The sequence below is a fragment of the Anaeromyxobacter dehalogenans 2CP-1 genome, assembly GCF_000022145.1.
GTDB classification, from domain to species: Bacteria; Myxococcota; Myxococcia; order Myxococcales; family Anaeromyxobacteraceae; genus Anaeromyxobacter; species Anaeromyxobacter dehalogenans.
Window position 1 is genome coordinate 412,339 of record NC_011891.1, and the last position, 16,497, is coordinate 428,835.

Annotated in this window: 17 protein-coding genes; 6 read left to right on the forward strand and 11 right to left on the reverse strand. The window is 77.1% G+C overall.

The annotated features are described in order from the left end of the window. The first annotated feature begins 17 nt into the window (after nt 1-17). Nucleotides 18-614, forward strand: a complete 597-nt coding sequence (locus tag A2CP1_RS01810; protein WP_245529960.1) for a TlpA family protein disulfide reductase — start codon at nt 18-20, stop codon at nt 612-614. A gap of 184 nt (nt 615-798) precedes the next feature. Further along, complete coding sequence (locus tag A2CP1_RS01815) at nt 799-1,686, forward strand: SphA family protein (RefSeq protein ID WP_012631779.1); 888 nt, start codon at nt 799-801, stop codon at nt 1,684-1,686. Here A2CP1_RS01815 and A2CP1_RS01820 read toward each other — a convergent pair. From A2CP1_RS01820 to A2CP1_RS01830, 3 genes are all read right to left on the reverse strand, one after another. After that, nucleotides 1,670-3,847 carry a methyl-accepting chemotaxis protein gene (locus A2CP1_RS01820; RefSeq protein WP_012631780.1) on the reverse strand — a complete coding sequence of 726 codons (2,178 nt, stop codon included), beginning with the start codon at nt 3,845-3,847 and terminating at the stop codon, nt 1,670-1,672. The genes A2CP1_RS01815 and A2CP1_RS01820 overlap by 17 nt on opposite strands. A gap of 260 nt (nt 3,848-4,107) precedes the next feature. Continuing rightward, complete coding sequence (locus A2CP1_RS01825) at nt 4,108-5,106, reverse strand: prenyltransferase (protein WP_245529961.1); 999 nt, start codon at nt 5,104-5,106, stop codon at nt 4,108-4,110. A gap of 90 nt (nt 5,107-5,196) precedes the next feature. After that, nucleotides 5,197-5,574 carry a hypothetical protein gene (locus A2CP1_RS01830; RefSeq protein ID WP_012631782.1) on the reverse strand — a complete coding sequence of 126 codons (378 nt, stop codon included), beginning with the start codon at nt 5,572-5,574 and terminating at the stop codon, nt 5,197-5,199. Between the two features lie 56 nt (nt 5,575-5,630). Between A2CP1_RS01830 and A2CP1_RS01835 the strand changes: the two genes are divergently transcribed. Then, nucleotides 5,631-6,572 carry a LysR family transcriptional regulator gene (locus tag A2CP1_RS01835; protein ID WP_012631783.1) on the forward strand — a complete coding sequence of 314 codons (942 nt, stop codon included), beginning with the start codon at nt 5,631-5,633 and terminating at the stop codon, nt 6,570-6,572. On the opposite strand, the gene A2CP1_RS01840 is transcribed toward A2CP1_RS01835, so the two are convergent. Beyond that, entirely contained in the window at nt 6,569-7,288 is a 720-nt protein-coding gene (locus tag A2CP1_RS01840) for a Vgb family protein (protein ID WP_049771351.1), read from the reverse strand. The genes A2CP1_RS01835 and A2CP1_RS01840 overlap by 4 nt on opposite strands. A 23-nt stretch (nt 7,289-7,311) precedes the next feature. Next, nucleotides 7,312-8,556 (reverse strand): hypothetical protein, encoded by a 1,245-nt coding sequence (locus A2CP1_RS01845; protein ID WP_012631785.1) that lies wholly within the window; start codon nt 8,554-8,556, stop codon nt 7,312-7,314. 163 nt (nt 8,557-8,719) lie between these two features. Here A2CP1_RS01845 and A2CP1_RS01850 point away from each other — a divergent pair, with 163 nt between their 5' ends. Next, a complete protein-coding gene (locus A2CP1_RS01850; RefSeq protein ID WP_245530064.1) occupies nt 8,720-9,934 on the forward strand; it encodes a hypothetical protein in 1,215 nt (404 codons plus the stop codon). A 12-nt stretch (nt 9,935-9,946) separates the two neighbouring features. Here A2CP1_RS01850 and A2CP1_RS01855 read toward each other — a convergent pair whose 3' ends face one another. Next, nucleotides 9,947-10,570: an alpha/beta fold hydrolase gene (locus A2CP1_RS01855; RefSeq protein WP_012631787.1), complete on the reverse strand. Its 624-nt coding sequence runs from the start codon at nt 10,568-10,570 to the stop codon at nt 9,947-9,949. Between the two features lie 359 nt (nt 10,571-10,929). Here A2CP1_RS01855 and A2CP1_RS01860 point away from each other — a divergent pair, with 359 nt between their 5' ends. Further along, a complete protein-coding gene (locus A2CP1_RS01860; protein WP_012631788.1) occupies nt 10,930-11,355 on the forward strand; it encodes a ribosome-binding factor A in 426 nt (141 codons plus the stop codon). A gap of 16 nt (nt 11,356-11,371) precedes the next feature. Here the strand turns inward: A2CP1_RS01860 and A2CP1_RS01865 are convergent, their stop codons facing one another. Both A2CP1_RS01865 and A2CP1_RS01870 read right to left on the reverse strand, forming a co-directional pair. Beyond that, a complete protein-coding gene (locus A2CP1_RS01865) occupies nt 11,372-12,358 on the reverse strand; it encodes a YeiH family protein (protein WP_012631789.1) in 987 nt (328 codons plus the stop codon). Between the two features lie 76 nt (nt 12,359-12,434). Next, nucleotides 12,435-13,358, reverse strand: coding sequence for a LysR substrate-binding domain-containing protein (locus A2CP1_RS01870; RefSeq protein WP_012631790.1), 924 nt, complete (start codon nt 13,356-13,358; stop codon nt 12,435-12,437). A gap of 123 nt (nt 13,359-13,481) precedes the next feature. Between A2CP1_RS01870 and bla the strand changes: the two genes are divergently transcribed. After that, nucleotides 13,482-14,264, forward strand: coding sequence for a subclass B1 metallo-beta-lactamase (bla, locus tag A2CP1_RS01875; RefSeq protein WP_012631791.1), 783 nt, complete (start codon nt 13,482-13,484; stop codon nt 14,262-14,264). Between the two features lie 40 nt (nt 14,265-14,304). Here the strand turns inward: bla and A2CP1_RS01880 are convergent, their stop codons facing one another. From A2CP1_RS01880 to A2CP1_RS01890, 3 genes are all read right to left on the reverse strand, one after another. Continuing rightward, complete coding sequence (locus A2CP1_RS01880; RefSeq protein ID WP_012631792.1) at nt 14,305-14,691, reverse strand: hypothetical protein; 387 nt, start codon at nt 14,689-14,691, stop codon at nt 14,305-14,307. Between the two features lie 107 nt (nt 14,692-14,798). After that, nucleotides 14,799-15,371 (reverse strand): DoxX family protein, encoded by a 573-nt coding sequence (locus tag A2CP1_RS22725; protein ID WP_049771352.1) that lies wholly within the window; start codon nt 15,369-15,371, stop codon nt 14,799-14,801. A gap of 70 nt (nt 15,372-15,441) precedes the next feature. Continuing rightward, entirely contained in the window at nt 15,442-16,326 is an 885-nt protein-coding gene (locus A2CP1_RS01890) for a sigma-70 family RNA polymerase sigma factor (protein ID WP_012631794.1), read from the reverse strand. Between the last annotated feature and the right edge of the window lie 171 nt (nt 16,327-16,497).

The window sequence follows — 16,497 nt, forward strand, 5'->3', positions numbered from 1 at the left end:
TTGCTCCGTGAGCGAGCATGGAACGTGGACCGGAGATCATGGACGGGGCCGGCGACCGCGGTCGCGCGGCGCGGCCAGCGCGCGGCGGCGCCCGGGGGGGGCTGGCGCTCCTCGCCGGCGCTGCGCTGGCGATCGGTGCACTGGTCGTGGCCGACCGCCGCGCGGCGGCGGGGCGAGCGCCGGGCCTGGACGAGCTCGCGCCGCCGCTGGTGGTGACCTCCGTGGGCGGAGGCGGCGCGATCGACCTGGGGAAGCTGCGGGGGCGCGCCGTCGCGGTGAACTTCTGGGCACCCTGGTGCGGCCCGTGCCGGGCCGAGCTTCCGGACCTGGCCGAGGTGAAGCGGGAGCTGGCGGACGCCTGCGTGGAGCTGATCGGGGTCGCTGGCGACGGCGGGCGCGAGGAGGTGGCGCAGGTCGCCGCAGGGCAGCCGTATCCGATGGGCTTCGACGCGGACGGCGCGGCGATGCGCGCGTGGCGCGTGGACGCGGTGCCGACCACGTACCTCGTCGATCCCGGAGGCAAGATCCACGCGGTCATCTCCGGCGCCGTCGGCCGGGCAGAGCTCCTCGAGGCCCTTCGTCCCATCATCCCGGCGACGTGCCCGCGGAGCTGAGCCCGGCAGCGCGACCGCTTCGCATTGAAGCGCGCGCTTTCCGATTGAAACGTCCGCGCCGCACGGCGGCGCTCCAGGGCGGCGGGATCTCGACGGATGCGCGCTCGGCACGGCCGTTGAAGCGCCGCCGCTCCACATCACCGCCGCCGGCAGCCCGGGCGGCCAACGGAGAGGTGTGACCAACATGAAACCGCATCCATGGAAGCCCGTCCTCGCGCTCGTCGCGGCGATCACCCTGGCGACGCCCGCGGCCGCGAAGGAAGGCGGCGATCAGTACCCGGTGGGCGTCGACGGCCTCGCCGCCGGCGCGCTCCCGCCGCCGGGCACCTACCTCCTGAGCATGGTCGCGCTCGTGCACGGCGAGGTGCAGGACGCCGCCGGGCACGACGCGGGCGTCGAGGCGAACGCGCAGTTCGGCGTGCTGCGCCTGGTTCACGTCACCAAGCTGCGCGTGCTGGGGGCGCAGTACGCGTTCGGCGCGATCCTGCCGTACTGGCACCAGAGCGCGAAGATCCGCACGCCCGTGGGCAAGCTGGAGCTGGACGCGGACGGCCCCGGCGACATCACGATCAACCCCGTCTACCTGAACTGGCACCTCCCGCAGAACCTCCACCTGCTCGCCACCGTCGACCTGAACCTGCCCACCGGGCGCTTCCGCACCGACGGGGGCCTGAGCCAGGGCGTCGGGTACTACAGCGTCAGCCCGACCGTCGCCGCGACCTGGTATGCGCCGGGCGGCGTCGAGGCGTCCGGGAAGCTCCTGTACAACCTCAAGCGCGAGAACCCGGTGACGGGCGTGCAGTCCGGCGACGAGCTCGAGCTCGACTTCGCGCTGGCGAAGCGCTTCGGGCCGTTCGAGGCCGGCGTCGGCGGCTACTACACGGTGCAGACCACCGACGACGAGCTCGATGGACGCGAGGTCAACGACAAGGCCGAGGGCCTCGCCCTCGGCATCCAGGCCGCGTACCAGGCGCCGTTCGGCACGTTCATCGGGATGTGGCACCACGACGTCACGAGCGACAGCCGCCTGCAGGCGGATCGCGTCTTCCTCAAGCTCATGCTCCCCCTGTAGCACCCGCCGCGAGGCAGGTCGGGTCGTCCGATCCCCGGCCTGCCTCGCACGCGGCGCGGGGCGCGGCCCTCACCGCGGCGCGATCGCCGGCGCCGCCCAGCCGGAACTCTCCCAGCAGCTCGGCCAGCATGCCCGAGCGCGCCGACAGCTCCGCCGCCGCCGCCGAGGACTGCTCGGCGCTGGCGGCGTTCTGCTGGGTGACCCGGTCGATCTCGGCCACCGTGCCGGTGATCCGCGCGACCCCGCTGGCCTGCTCCCGCGCCGACGCGCTGATCTCGGCCGCGAGCGCGGCGAGCCGGTCCGAGCTGCCGTGGATCGCCTCGAGCCGCTCCGCGACCGCGCGCGTGATCGCGTCGCCGTCCGCCGCCTGGCGCACCGACTCGTGGATGAGCGCCTCGGTGCGGGAGGCGGCCGCCTTGGAGCGGAGCGCGAGCGAGCGCACCTCCTCGGCGACCACCGCGAACCCGCGCCCGGCGTCGCCGGCGCGGGCGGCCTCCACCGCCGCGTTCAGCGCGAGCAGGTTCGTCTGGAACGAGATCTCGTCGATGTCCTTGATGATCTGCGCGGTCTGCTCGGCCGCCAGGCGCACCTGCGCCATGGCGGCGGTCATGCGCGACACCGTGGCGGTGCCCTCGGCGGCGGCGTCGCGCGCCGCCGCGGTGAGGCCGTCCGCGGCGGAGGCGTGCTCGGAGGTGGCGCGCGCCTGCCCGGCGACCGCCTCGAGGCTCGCGCCGGTGCGGCCGATGGCGGAGGCCTGCTCGGCGGCGCCACCCGCCACCGCCCGGCTCGAGGAGGCGATCTGGGCCGCGGCCGCCGAGATCCCGCCCACCGCCTCGACCACCTGGCCGAGCGCCGCGTCGAGCGCGCCGGCAGTGCCGTTCACCACCTGCTGGAGCCGCGCGTGGTCGCCCAGGTAGCGCCCGCCCATGCGCGCTCGCAGGTCGCGCGCGGCGAGCCGCGCCAGGACCTCGCTGGCCTCGCGAACCGGCGCGGAGACCGCGTCCAGGATCTCGTTCACCCCTGCGAGGACGCGGCGGTAGTCGCCCTCGCAGCGGGCCGGGTCGCCCCGGCGGCCAAGGTCGCCGGCGCGGCCGGCCTCGATGGCCACGTCCACCTCGCCGACGAGCGCGCGGATGGCGGACGTGCAGGCGTTCACGTTGCGGCGGAGCGTGTCGAACTCGCCGCGATAGGTCTCCTCGATCGGCGCGGGCGCCTCTCCGCGCGCCAGCCGCTCGAGCGCGCCCGCCGCCGCACGGAGCGGCGCCACCACGGCGTCGAGCAAGGCGTTCATCCCCCGCACCAGGTCGCCGTTCTGGCCCGGGTAGCGCGAAGGGTCGGCGCGCACGTCCAGGCGCCCCTCCGCCGCCGCGCGCAGGAGCAGCGCCAGGTCCGCGTTGCGCAGGCGCACCACCTCGAGCAGCGCGTTCACCCCTCGCTTCAGGTCGAGGAAGCGGCCCTGCACCGCGAGATCGACGTCGGGCGGCACCTCGCCGGCGGCGAGGCGCACCACCCGGTCCGTGGCGACCTCGATCGGCCGGATCACGGTGTCGAGGAGCAGGTTGATCCGGCCGATCATGGCGCCGTTGTACCCGTGGTAGCGGGTGACGTCCGCCCGGACGTCCAGGCGGCCCGCGGTGGCCGCCTCCACCAGGCGCCGGATGTCGTCGTTGCGCTGCTCCACCACCTCGATCACCGCATTCACCGCCTCGCGCAGGCGGTCGAAGTCGCCCTCGAACGGCGCGGTGATGCGCGCGGGGAGGTCGCCGCGCGAGATGCGCTCCACCGCCTCCGCGGTGGCGGCGAACGGGACCGAGAACGCGTCCAGCGTCTCGTTCAAGGTCCGGATGATGAGCTGGAACTCCGGGTCGATGCGCCCCTCGCCCCCGCGCACCGTGAGCATGCCGGCGCGCACCGCGTCGCGCACGTGCGCGGACTCGGTGCGCATGGCGCGGATGGCGCGGCCGACCACGAGCGAGACGAACAGCCCGCCCGCGGCGATCACCGCCGCGACCGCCGCCGAGGCGCCGAGCGCGAGGGTGGCACCGCCGGGCAGGCCGCCCCGTGCGGCGAGCCAGCCGGCCATCCCGGCCGCGAGCGTGGCGCCCGCGGCGAGCAGGGAGGAGCCGAGGATCTTCGTCGAGACCGGGAGCGAGCGGAGCATGTCGGGACCTGGCGAGGCGGGCGCGGTGGACGTTCGGAGGCGGCGGAGCACCCGACGTGCCAGCGCGTCGGCGGCGGGCCGTGGCATCGGGGCGGCGGGCGCTTGCGGCCCCTCCCGGCCGCACGCCGTCCCGCGTCCTCGGTCGAGTGGCGGGCGCCCCAGGGTGGAGCGCGTGGGTCGCGCGCGAGGATCGATCGTGGACGCGGCGGCGCCGCGACGTCAGGAGCCTGACGTCGCCTGGCCCGGACGCGGCGCGGCCGTCACCGCGGCGCGAGGGCCAGCGCCGCCCCGAGCAGCGCGGAGTAGACGAGCCCGACCCGCGCCATCCGCGGCGTGAGCGGGATGAGGCGCGCCCGCTCACGGACCGTGAACAAGGTCCGGAGCGCGCCGACGGCCATCGGCGCGGAGGCGAGCGGCAGGAGCATCCACGGGCCGAGGTCGAGCAGGAGCCAGGAGCCGAGCGGTGCGAGGTACGCGAGCGCGAGCAGGGCGGAGATCTCGACGCGGTTGAAGCCTGGCCCGTGGAGCACCGCGCCGGTCCGCCAGCCCTTCAGGCGGTCGAACTCGTGGTCGCGGAGGTCGTCCACCAGGAGCACCGCGGTCACGAGCGCGCCCACCGGCAGGCCGACGAGGTAGACGGGCAGCGGCAGCGACGCGAGCATGCGCCACGGCTCGGGCGCGCCCTGCACGGCCGCCGCCTGGATGAAGTACGTCCCCACCACGCCGACCACGCCGAACATCACCACGAACAGCGGGTCGGCCTGGCCGCGGCGGGCGTAGGCCCACGGGCCCCCGTTGTACGAGAGGCTGGTCACGATCCCCAGGGCGCCGAAGGCCAGCACCGGCGCGCCGCCGATCCGGTACAGGTACGGCGCCGTCGCGAGCGCGAGCGCGAGGCACCCGACGATCGCGAGGCGCAGCGTGGCGAGCCGCAGGGCGCCCGTCTCCACGGCATGGACGAGCTCGGGGTGCTCCGGGAGCTTCGGGTGGAGCCGGAGCAGCTCGTGGTTGTCGGTGAAGAGCCCGGCCACGTGGATGACCCACGATCCGAACAGGCCCACCAGCGCCGGCCAGGGCGAGAGCACGCCGAAGTGCACCGCCAGCCCCAGGCCGACCAGCACCGGCTGCGCGGCGGTGGGCAGCGAGTGCGTCGGGTACACGAGCAGGTCCACCCAGATGCTCCGCGCCGAGGTCGCAGGCACCGCGGCGGCGCCGAGCTCCTCGGGCGGGCCGGAGAGGTGGGGAGATGGCGTGCTCACCCGCACAGCTTCGATCAGCCGGGGGGCCGTGGCGCGGCCGCGGTGCGCGGCATGGCGCCGCGGGCGACCGGGCACGCCTCCCGGCGACGCTCACCGCCGCACCCGCGGCGTCGGCGCCGGCCGGCGTGCGGCCGCCACCGACGCGTGCGGCGTGCCGGGAGCCGACGCGGTCCATCCCGCGGCCGGGCCCGCCGCCACCTCGCCGAGCGCACCGGCCACGCCCACCGTGAAGACGGCCCACAGGCCGATCCAGAGCGCGGCCAGGAGCGCTCCGACGGCGAGGTCCGGCGAGCCGCGGGCGGCGCGCGCGAACCGGGGCGCGAGCAGCCGTCCCGTGCCGGCACGGCCGGCCGGCGCCGGCCGGGGCGCCGGAGGGGGAAGCCGGGGGGCGAGGGCCTGTGGGCCACCGGTGAGCCAGAGGGCGCCCCAGGAGGGCGCAGCGGTGGAGGGTGACGCTCGCGACTTCATGTGGTTTCTCCCTCGTGCTCGCCGCGCGGGCTGCGCGGCACGTGGAGGATGTACCGATGTCGAAGCGCGCCTTGAACGCGCAGGGGGGCGCGGGCCCCGCGCAGCAACGCGCGGGGCTGGACTGGGGGCACCTCGAGTTCTTCCTCGAGCTGGTGCGCACCGGGAGCCACGCCCGCGCGGCGCGGCGGCTCGGCGTGGATCGCAACACCGTGGCGCGCCGGGTGGCGGCGCTGGAGGGCGCGCTCGGCCTGGCGCTGTTCGAGCGCGGGCCGCAGGGCTGGGCGTGCACCACCACCGGCCAGGAGCTGGCCGAGCTCGCCTCGCGGGTGGAGCAGGACGTGCTCGCGCTCGCGCGCCACGCCGACACGCGCGACCGGGCGCTGGACGGGACGGTGCGGCTCACCACCGCCTCGCACCTCGCCACATACCTGTTCCTGCCGGCGGTGGGCGTCCTCCGCGAGCGGCACCCCGGGCTCGTCCTCGAGATCGCCGCCGACCAGCGCGCCTTCGATCTCACGCGGCGCGAGGCCGACCTGGCGGTGCGCATGGGCCGCCCTCGCGACGCCGGCCTCGTCACGCGCAAGCTCTCCGACGTCGCCTACGGGCTGTACGGCGGCCGGGAGGTGGTGGGCGGGAAGCCGCGGGCGGTGGACTTCGCGGCGGATCCGTTCGTCGGGCTCGACGAGGGCCATGCCGCGGTGCCGCAGGAGCGCTGGCTGGAGCGGGTCGCGCCGGCGCGCCGGATCGTCTTCCGCTGCAACAGCACCACCGCGCTGCTCCAGGCGGCGCGGCTCGGGGTCGGGGTGGCGGTGCTGCCGCGCTTCGTGGCAGACCGCGACCCGGCGCTGGTGCGGCTGGAGGGTCCGGAGCCGGCGCCGCACGAGCTGTGGCTCCTCGTGCATGGCGACCTGCGCCGCACGCCGCGGGTGCGGGCGGTCATCGACTGGCTGGACGGCCTGGTGGAGCGCGCCCGGCCGGCGCTGGCGGGGCAGCCCTAGCGCCGGCGCAGGCTGCGGGGGCCCGGGCGCCGAGCCCGGCTCGCCCCCCGTCCGCCCGCCGGCGCGGGGCGGCGCACCGCGCGCACCTTCCCGCTCGCGGCGCCGCCGCAGAAGAACAGGCCGGCGCCGTCGGACTCGAGCCCGCTCACCAGCGCGCCCCGGGGCATCGCGAGCCGCGCCCGCACCGCGCCGCCGGCCGGATCGACCCGGCGCAGCTCGCTCTCGCCCCCCTCCATCGTCCCGTGCCACAGCTCGCCGTCCACCCAGGTCACCCCGGTGACGAAGCGGTCGGACTCGATCGTGCGCAGGACGGCGCCGGTGGCGGGATCGACCCGCAGGATCCGCCGCTCGCCGTAGCGCCCGACCCACAGGCTCCCTTCGGCCCAGCACAGGCCCGAGCCGCCGGCGCCCTCCGGCGCCGGGATGCTGCCCAGGACCGCGCCGGTGCCCGGGTCGAGGCGAAGGATCCGGTCGCCGGCGAGCTGGTGGAGGTGCCGGCCGTCGAACGCGGTGCCCGCGTCGCACGCGACCTCGAGCGCGCGGACCGTCTCGCCGCTGGCAGGGTCGAACGCGATGAGCCGCGCGCCGGTCGCGGCCCAGACGCGCTCGCCGTCGAAGCTGACCCCGGCCACCGGGGCGCCGTCGAACGGGCCGTACTCGCGCACCACCTCGGCGGCGGCGCTGGGGACTTCGGCGCCGGGTGCCTCGGCGGGCACGGCGTGCTTCCTCGCTCCGGAGCTCATCCCTGCCCGATAGCGCGGGGGAGCGGCAGCAGCAACGCCGGGTTGAAGCCGCTCGTGGGTGCCGAGACCCAGCGGCGCGCGCGCCCGCGGCCGAGCGCGCGGACGGCGCCGCGCTCGGCGAGCGCGGTCAGCCCGCGCTGCACCGTGCGCCGGCTGGCGCCGAGCGCGAGCGCGAGCGCCGACGACGACCAGGCCTGGCCGTCGGCGAGCAGGGCCGCGAGCGCCGCGGCCTGGCCGTCGGCGTCCCCCGCCGCCGCGGGGGGCGCGAGCACCGCCACGCCGGCCCGGGTGCGCGGCGCCAGCGCGAAGCCCGCGGGCGTGGCGTGCACGGAGGCCAGCGCCCGGACCGCCCGCCGCAGCCGGCCCACCTCCACCCGCAGCCGCCCGCGCAGCGACGGGGTGGCGCGGGCCGCGCCGAACGCGCGGCGCACCAGCACCTCGCGCGGCGCGTCGCCCGGCCAGGCCTCGGCGAGCGCGCGGAGCAGCGCGAACAGCACCGGCCGCCGCGCCAGGTCCACCGCGGCGCCACCCCGGCCGGCGGTGCGCCGGCAGCCGTCCACCACCAGCCGGTCGCTCCGGCGGAGCGCCTCGACCTCGCCGAGCCGGAGCGGCCGCTCCGCGCCGGCGGAGAGGAGCCGCGCGGCGGGGCTCGCCAGCGCCTCGCCGGCCCTTGCCACCTCCGCCACGAGCGCGGGGATCCCGGCGCGGTCCGCGGCGCGCCGCGCCCGCGCGTGCGCCTCCGCGGCGGCGGCGCTCCGCCCGGACCGGAGCGCGACGTCGAGCGCGGCGAGGCCGGCCACCGCGGCGAGCGCCGGCGGCGCGCCGCGCAGCGCGAGCCGGTCGAGCGCGCGGCCCGCCTCGGCCACCCGGCCGCCGAGGAGCAGGCGCCGCACCGCGAGCAGCCGGGCGTGCAGCGCGTTGGTCCGGTCCCCGCCCGCCTCGAGCGCGCGCGCCGCGTCCTCCAGGTCGATCGCGGGCGCGTCCGGCCCGCGCGCGGCGAGCGCCACCTCCGCCTCGGCCGTCGCGCAGCGCGCGCGGGCGATCGGCGCCGCCGGCCCGAACGCGCGCGCGGCGCGCCGCAGCAGCCGCCGCGCCGCGCCGAGGTCGCCGAGCTGGGCCATGGCGATGCCCCGCAGCGCGAGCCCGGTCGCGTCGCGCCGCAGCGCCACCTCCCGGAGCGCGCCGAGCGGATCCCCGGCCTGGAGCGCACGGGCGGCGGCGGCAGGGGGCGTCGCTGGCATCGGCCCGGGATCGTAACCGGAGGAGCGCCCGCGCTCCACGCGCCGGTCGAGGGGCGCCGCAGCGCCCGGTCCCGCCGGCTCGCGCCCGGTGCGCCGGTGTGCGAGATCGCCGCCCGCACGCTCCGTGGACGGGGCGCGTGGCCCCATGCTCTGTATCCGGCGCATGCGATCCGACCGGAACCTCGGCACCCTCGACCGCCGCGACGGCGTCTGGCCGCGCACCTACCGCTTCGCGAGGCGATGGCGGCTCCTCTTCCACGGGCTCGGCGCGCTCGGCCTCGCCGCGGCGGTGGCGGGCTCGATCGCCGCGCTTCGCGGCGCGCTCACCGGACCCGTGCTGATCGTGCCGCTCGGCTTCGGGGCGCTGGGCGCCGCGGCCGTCGCGGCGGCGCAGCGCGGGCGGCTCCTCCTGCACGCGGACGGCGTCGAGGTGATCGAGCTGGGCCGGTCGCCGCGCCGGCTGCGCAACGATCAGATCGCGGGACGCCGCACCATCCCGCTGCAGTACGGGATGGAGAAGCTGGTGCTGGAGCGGCGGGAGCGGGGGGAGAAGCCGGTCTCGATGGGCTTCCTGTTCGAGCGAGACGCCACGCTCGACGCGTGGCTCGAGTCCCTCCCCGACCTCGACGTGGCGGACCGGGCCTCCGCCGAGGCGGCGCTCCTGGCCTCGGCCGAGCTCGGTCCGGACGAGGAGGCTCGCCGGGCCTCGCTGGCGGGGTCCCACCGCGTCGCGAAGGTGCTGAAGGGCGCCGCGCTCGCGGCGGGCGGCTGGGGGCTGCTCTTCCCGCGGCCGTACCCGGTCGCGATCGCCGTGCTGGCCGCGATCCCGCTCGCCACGCTCGCGCTCGTGCTGGCCGGCCGCGGCCGGTACGCGGTGGAGGAGCGGCGCAACGAGGTGCGGCCGGGGGTGGGCGTGCCCATCTTCGCGCCGGGCGTGGTGCTCATGCTCCGCGCCCTCCTCGACTACGAGGTGGTGGACGTCGCGCGCGTGCTCGGGTGGACCGCCGCCGCCGCGGTGGCGCTCACCGCCCTGCTGGTGCGGGGCGACGCGGCGCTCCGGCGCCGGTGGTACGTGCCGGCCCTGGTCCTCGCGCTGGTGGCGCCCTATCCCTGGGGAGCGCTCAACGCCGCGGACGTGCTGCTCGACCGGGCGCCGGCCGAGGTCCACGAGGTGCCGGTGCTGCACAAGCACGTCTCGAGCGGCAAGCACACGAGCTACGACCTCCGCCTCCCGCCCTGGGGACCGATCGGCGCGGCGCAGGAGGTGGACGTGGGCAGGGAGCTGTACGGTCAGGTCGAGGTCGGCGACCTGGTGTGCACGCACCTGCGGCCCGGCGCGCTCGGAGCGCGCTGGTTCGTGGTCGACCTCTGCGACTGACGCCCGTGTGCGTCAGCGGCCCCTCGCCGGCGGGGCGCCGGTGAGGGGCGCGCGGATCGCGGCCGCCACCTCATCCGGCCGCTCGTTCGCGAACGCGTGGGTGCCGCCCGCGAACACCTCCAGCGCGGCCCCCGGAATCCGCGCCTCGAGCAGGCGCCCCACCGCGAGCGGGCTCACCGGGTCGGCGTCGCTCCACAGGAGCAGCGTGGGTGCGGCGAGCTCGCCGAGCCGCGCGGTGTGGTCGGTCCGGTCGTCCACGAACCAGCGCGGCACGCCGGGCAGCGACGCCAGGTACTCCGGCCGCCAGTCGGCGGCGCCGGTGCCGCGCAGGTCCACGCCGCCCGAGGTCGCGACGAGCACGAGCCGCTCCACGCGCTCCGGGTGCTCGAGGGCGAGGCGCACCGCCAGCGCGCCCCCCATCGACTGCGCGACGACGTGGCTCCGGCCCGCCGGTAGCCGCGCCAGCACCCAGGCGAACAGGTCGCCGGAGGAGCGGATGGCCGGGTCGGGCGGGCAGCCGCCGAAGCCCGGGTAGTCGAGGCGTACGGACGGGCCGAGGTCGGCGAGCCGATCGGCCACCGGCGCCCAGAAGGCGCCCCGGCCGCCGGCGCCGGGGAGGAAGACGAGCGACGTCATGGGCGCCGAGTGTAGCCGCGCCTCCGCGCGACCGCCCGCCGGACGGGGCGAGGGAGGCGCCCAGGCTCGCGCCGGGCACGCCCCGCGGCGAGGCGACGCAGCGTGAAGGCGCGCTTGACGGCGGCCCAGCCCCTGGGATATCCGTCCGCCCTTCTCACGATCGGTGCTCGCGCCGGAGGAGGTGTCCCATGAAGCTGGAGCTCGTCGCCCACCCGGGATGCCCCTCGGAGCGCGCCTAGCCGACCCGACCGTTCTCCAAAGACGGGTCCTCGCTGTGCGCGCTCGCCTCCGAAGCGCTGCGCCCAGGCATGTCCACGCGATCGCGCTCCCGCAGGAGCGCGCGCCAGGAACCCGTCGTGATGACCCCAGAACGCCCGAATCGCCCCGGCGCGCCCTCGCGCGCCACCCCGTTCACCCCGCAGCCTGCCGCCTCCGCGGCGGACGCGGCCGCCCTCCGCGCCGAGCGCCTCGAGCGCATCCTCCTCGCGCTGTTCCGCTCGGTGGTGCGCGAGGAGTCCACCGACCCCGGGCTCACGGGCGTGGACCTCGTCGCGCTCCGCCTCTCGCTGGACGGCGCCGAGGCGCGCATCGGGTACGCGCTCGAGGTTCCGCGCGGCGAGGGGCAGGGAGCGGAGTGCGAGGCGGCCGAGGCGCTGGCCCGCGCCGCGCCGCTCCTGCGCGCCCGGCTCGCCGAGGTCATCGACCTGCCCGTGTTGCCGTCGCTCACGTTCGCGCTCGAGCGCGTCCGCGAGGTGCCTCGCGCGCCGCGGGCCGGGGCGGCGTGATCCCGTGGTGCCCCTGTCAGAGGTGCACGAGCCCGGTCCGCACCGCGGCGAGCGTCGCGGTCGCGACCGCGAGCCAGAGCGCGACCGCCATCGCCAGGGCGCCGGCGCCGACGGAGCGGAGCGCCTGCCGGGAGAGGCCGAGGCCCACCAGGAACAGCGTCAGCACCAGCGCGCGGCGCCCCGCCTCGGCGGCCAGCAGCCCGGCGGGGCGCAGCGCGGGCAGGAACGTCGCGAGCGCGGCCACCGCCACGAAGCCCAGGATGAACCAGGGCGGGCGCGCCGCGGACGCCGCGCCGCCGCCGCGCGCGCGCCGCGCCACGAGGCCGATGGCCAGCGTCACCGGCACGATCCAGAGCGCGCGGGCGAGCTTCACCGTGGTCCCCACCGCGAGCGCCTGGGGGCCGTACGCGAGCGTGGCGCCCACCACCGAGCTCGTGTCGTGGATGCCGAGCGCCGCCCAGAGGCCGAACGCCGGCTCCGCCAGGCCTGCCGCGTGGCCCACCAGCGGGAACACGAGCAGCGCGGCCGAGTTCAGCAGGAACACCGCGCCGAGCGCGATCGACGTCTCGTGCTCGTCCGCCCCGACCACCGGCGCGACCGCGGCGATGGCGCTCCCGCCGCAGATGGCGGTGCCGACCGAGATGAGCGCCGCGGTGCGGGCCTCCACGTGCGCGGCGCGGGCGAGGAGCGCGCCGAGGGCCAGGCACGCGGCGATGCTGACGAAGGTGTAGCCCACGCCGCGCGCCCCGACGTGCGCGACCACGCGGAGATCCATGGCGCCGCCGAGCGCCACCACGGAGACAGGCAGGAGCCGCCGGGCCAGCGCGCGCGTGGTGGCGGCGTACGGGTTCCCGGTCGAGAGCGCGAGCGCGACGCCGGCGGCGAGCGCCAGCGCGGGCGAGACGTGCGGGATCGCCACGCAGGCCAGTCCCGCGGCCGGCACGAGGAAGGACGGGATCGATCGAGCGGATGAGGTGCGGGGCTCGGGGGTGGACCGTTCCATGCGGCGCGAACCTAGTCGCTCGGCGGCTCCGCGGCACACCGGCATTTCCGATGGGACATCGGCGGCGCCGCCGGCCTCACGGGAACCAGGCCGGGCGCACCGTCCCGGCCGCGAGCCGCTGCGCCTCGCGCAGGAAGCGGCCGGCGATCCCGGAGACCCCGCCGGCCGGGAGCGCCCACGAGAACGCGCGCTCGATGCGGAGGCCCTCGAGCGGGATCGCGCGCAGCGCGCCGGTGGCGAGCTCGGTGCGGATGGCCCAGCGCGACAGGAACCCGACGCCCAGCCCGAGCTGCACCGCGGCCTTCACCGCGTCGTTCGTCCCGAGCTCGAGGTCGGCGTGGCGGCGCGTCCTGCGGACGCCCGCGCGCCGGAGCGCCTTCTCCACCACCGCGCGGGTACCGGAGCCGACCTCGCGCCACACGATGGGCACGCGGTCCAGCTCGGCGACGCGGCGCAGGCGCAGGATCTCGGCCGGCGCGGCGCTCGAGGCCGCCGCGACGATCTCGTCCCGCGCGAACGGCTCCAGCCGGACGTGCGGCGCGCGGGAGAGCCCCTCCACCAGGCCCAGCGGGACGGTGCCCTTGGCGAGCCAGCCGAGGACGGCGTCGGTGTTGCCGACCTCCACGCGCACCGCCACGCCCGGCCGCGCGCGGCGGAGCTCCGCGACGAGGTGCGGGACCACCCAGGCCGCGGTGGTCTGGCTCGCCCCCAGCACGAGCGGACCGCCCTCCTCCGCCTCGCGATCCATCGAGGCCTCCGCCGCGCGCAGCGCCTCGTCCACGCGCTGCGCGTGCTCGAGGAGCCGCTGCCCGTCCGCCGTGAGCTGGACGCCGTGGGCGGTGCGAAGGAGGAGCGGCCGCCCGCACGTGCGCTCCAGCTCGCGGACCTGCTCCGAGAGCGCGGACGGCGAGAGGTGGAGGGTGCGCGCGGCGACCGAGATGCGGCCGGCGAGCGCGACCTCGCGGAAGGACTGCAGGCGGCGCGGATCGAGGCGGGGCATCCGGGCAGGGTAGCGGATCCGGCCCCCGTCGGCCCGAGCCGGGATCGCGTGCGGCGCCGTGCGCCGCGGACGACCCGACTCAGCGCTTCCTGCTCGCGCCGAAGGCCGCTAGCTTCGCCGCCCATGCGAATGCTGCTCACCGTCGCGCTCGCGGTCCTCCCCTTCGCGAGCCTGGCCGACGCTCACGCGCACGGCGAGGCGGAGATCGACCTCGGCCAGCGCGTCTGGGCCCGGCCCATCTCGCGCGATGCCTGGATCATCCGGTCGGTGAGCCCGATCGCTGGGTTCGGGGACGTCGAGTCGAACGCGGTCCTCGTGGCGGGCGCCGCCGAGTCCGTGCTCATCGACACGCCGGCGACCGAGGCGCAGACCGCACCCGTGCTCGCGTGGGCCGCGGAGACGCTGCGCCGGCCGGTGCGCCACCTCGTCGTCACGCACTGGCACGCCGACCGGATGGGCGGGATCGGGCTCGCGCGGCCGAACCGGATCCGGACGTACGCGCTCGGGAAGACGCGCGCGCTCGCGCAGCGCCACGGCCTGGTGGTCCCGGAGCGCGAGCTGCGGCCCGAGGAGCGACTCGCCCTCGCGGGCGTGAAGCTCGAGACCTGGTACCCCGGGCACGGGCACACCGCCGACAACCTCGTGGTGTGGCTGCCCGCGAACGGGCTGCTCGTGGGCGGGTGCTTCGTCAAGGCGGCGGAGGCGAGGACGCTCGGGAACCTCGAGGAGATCGATCCGGTGCAGTGGGCGAAGGGCGCCGCCGCGGCCGCGCGTCGCTATCCGCAGCCTCGGACGGTGGTCCCGGGCCACGGCGCGGCCGGCGGTCCGGAGCTGCTGCGGCACACCGCGGAGCTGGCCCAGGCGTACGCGGCGGAGCACGGACGCGAGGGCGAGCGGCGCCGGTGAGGCGGGGAGCCGGATCGCCGGGGAGGCGATCCCGTGCACGTCAAAGGCAATCCCCGGTCAGGAGGCAGGCGGTGGCGATGCCCGCCACCCCGGCGTACGAGATCCCGGCTGCGCCGAGCGCGATGGCCAGCGCGATCCGGACGGGCGCTCTTGCTCGACGGAACACCACCAGCGCCGTCAGCACCGAGACGAGGGGAAGTCCCGCCGCGGCGAGGTGCGGGACCAGCCGTTCACCGAGCCAGCCTGCCTTCTGCCAGCCGAGCGCCGTCGCGGTGGCGGCAAGCGCCACGAACGACGCCACGAGGATCGCGGCCAGGAACCCCGCAGCCCGGGGCCAGCGCGGCTGCGTGAGCGCGCCACCGAGCGCGACCCCGACGACGAGGATCCCGAGCGCCACGAGATACGGGACGGGCAAGAGGTGAGGCATGGCGCCGAGACTACAGCGAAGGACGCCCGCCTGCCGACGGAACCCTGCGTGAAGCGTGCGGGCGCCGGACGGGCCGCGGATCGGCACACCCCTTCACCCGGAGCGCGTCACCTCGGCGAGGCCTCGCTGGGCGGAGGCGTGCGGGCCACGCGGACGGAGCGGACGGTCGCGGCGCCGCTCGTCCCGACCGCCGGCTGCGCGGACGGGCCGCGAAACGCCTCGGGCCCGCCACGGAGGAAGCCGGCGTAGGACGTCGCGAGGCATCCGAGGAACAGGAGCGGATCGATCACGTACAGCGGGCTCAGCCGCCGGGCGTCGCCGACCGAGAAGTGCGCGATCGCGGCGGAGACGAGCGTGAGGCCGAAGCCGAAGTAGGCGAACTCCCGGACCTTGCGCGGCACACCGGGGACGAGCAGCGCGAGGACGCCGAGCGCCTTCGCGATCGTGAGCTCCACCTTGAAGTACGGGGGCAGCCCGAGGTGCACGAACGCGCCCTCCTTGCCATCGGGGAACGGGAAGCGATCGTGGAACGTGAACGAGAGGACGCTGAACACCATCACGGCGCACACCAGGCCGGTGCTGATCCAGTACGCGAGGCGCGCGCGTCGCGCGCTCCTGGGGGGAGGAGCGCGCAGCGCCGGCGGAGCGGCGGTCGTGGACGGGGTCGTCGTGCTCGTCATCGGGGGCAGATCTCCAGGGTGGGGTTCGCCGAGGAGACGACGCGGCTCGGCGGAGCGTGACGCGGCGGGCTCACGCCAGCGGACCGACGTGGCGGAGCCGCTCCGGGTCCACCTGGAGATACACGTGCCGTACCTTGCCGCCGGCGACCGCGAGCACGATGGCCGACACCGGACGCCCGTCCTCGAACGCCACCGCGGCCGGCTCCCCGTTGAGCGTGCGCTCGCGCAGCTCGAGCGGCGCCCCGACCCGCTGCCGCGCCACGGACGCGAGCAGCGCGGCCACCTTCACGCCGCCGACCACCGGCCGTCCGATGTTGCGGATGCGTCCGTAGCGCACCACGCCCGGACCCGCGTCGGCGATGAGGACGGCGTCCTCCGCGAGCAGCTCGAGCAGCGCGCGCTGGTCACCACGCGCGCTCGCCTCCATGAACGCCGCCAGGAGCCGGCGGTGCTCGTCGCGCGACGCCCGGAGCGTGCGGCGCTCCGTCGCGACGTTCTCCCTCGCCCGCCTGAGGAGCTGCCGGCACGCCGGCTCGCTCCTCTCGAGCCGCGCCGCGATCTCGGCGTGGGTCATGTCGAACACGTCGTGCAGCAGCAGCACGGCGCGCTCGGCGGGCGTGAGGCGCTGCAGGAGGACCAGGAACGCCATCGAGATCCGGTCGAGCATCTCCACGCGCCCGAGGCCCGCGCGCTCGAGGTCCACCGGCTCCGGCAGCCGATCGCTGCGGCTCTCCTCCCGCCTCGCCCGCGCCGAGCCGAGCTCGTCGAGGCAGAGGCGCGCGACGGTGGTGAGCAGGAACGCCTTCGCGGAGCCGACCTCGTCCGGGCGCCGCTGCCACCGGAGCCACGCCTCCTGCACCACGTCCTCGGCGCGCGCCAGCTCCCCGAGCATCCGGTAGGCGAGCGCGAGCAGGGCCGGACGTTGCGTCTCGAAGGTCTCCGTTCCGTCGGTCATCCCGGGCAGACGACGTAGCCGCGCGAAGCGTGACGCGCAGCGGCGGCGCGCATCTCGACGCCCTGGCGTCACACGAAAGAACGCCCGGGATCACCGGGCGTTCGGTCCACCGAAGATTGGAGCGGGAAACCGGATTCGAACCGAAACCGCGCGCGCGGGGCCCGTCTGTGG